This window comes from Gardnerella coleohominis (assembly GCF_002896555.1).
GTDB lineage: Bacteria > Actinomycetota > Actinomycetes > Actinomycetales > Bifidobacteriaceae > Bifidobacterium > Bifidobacterium vaginale_F.
This window is the reverse complement of sequence record NZ_MNLH01000012.1, coordinates 1-686: the sequence shown is the minus strand read 5'-3', so window position 1 is coordinate 686 and position 686 is coordinate 1. Positions and strand designations below refer to the sequence as shown.

Annotated in this window: 1 rRNA gene; it reads left to right on the top strand. The window is 48.0% G+C overall.

Going from position 1 to position 686, the window contains the following annotated elements:
• Positions 1 to 250, top strand: a 16S ribosomal RNA gene (locus BFS05_RS06480); the annotation flags it as partial.
• Between the last annotated feature and the right edge of the window lie 436 nt (positions 251 to 686).

Genomic DNA, 686 nt, shown 5'->3' with positions numbered 1-686 from the left:
CTCAGTTCGGATCGTAGTCTGCAACTCGACTACGTGAAGGCGGAGTCGCTAGTAATCGCGAATCAGCAACGTCGCGGTGAATGCGTTCCCGGGCCTTGTACACACCGCCCGTCAAGTCATGAAAGTGGGCAGCACCCGAAGCCGGTGGCCTAACCCTTTTGGGATGGAGCCGTCTAAGGTGAGGCTCGTGATTGGGACTAAGTCGTAACAAGGTAGCCGTACCGGAAGGTGCGGCTGGATCACCTCCTTTCTACGGAGTTTTTGTGCACGCTCGGTTGAGTGTGGTTACTGGTGTGGAAAACAATAGTTAGCTTTTTTGTTGAGTGGTTTGGGCATGTTTTTGGGTTCCCGGATTGCCACCCCCCTTGTTTTGGGGTTGTAGTCTGTGACTCATGGGATGCGCTTTAACGTGTTTTTGTTAGTGTTGTGTTTCATGGTGTTGTGGTGGTTTGAGAACTGGATAGTGGACGCGAGTAAGAATAGTGAGACTATTTTTGGTTTTGCTTGTTTTTACTTTTATCAATTTCAACCGGCTCCATTTTGGTGGAGTCGTCTTGATCGTTTTATGATCTTTTAGTGTGATGATTAGTTGTCTAGAGTATTTTGCTGGTAGGTCTTATTAGTTTGTATTACTGGTAAGGGCGTATGGTGGATGCCTTGGTAGACAGGACCGATGAAGGACGTGA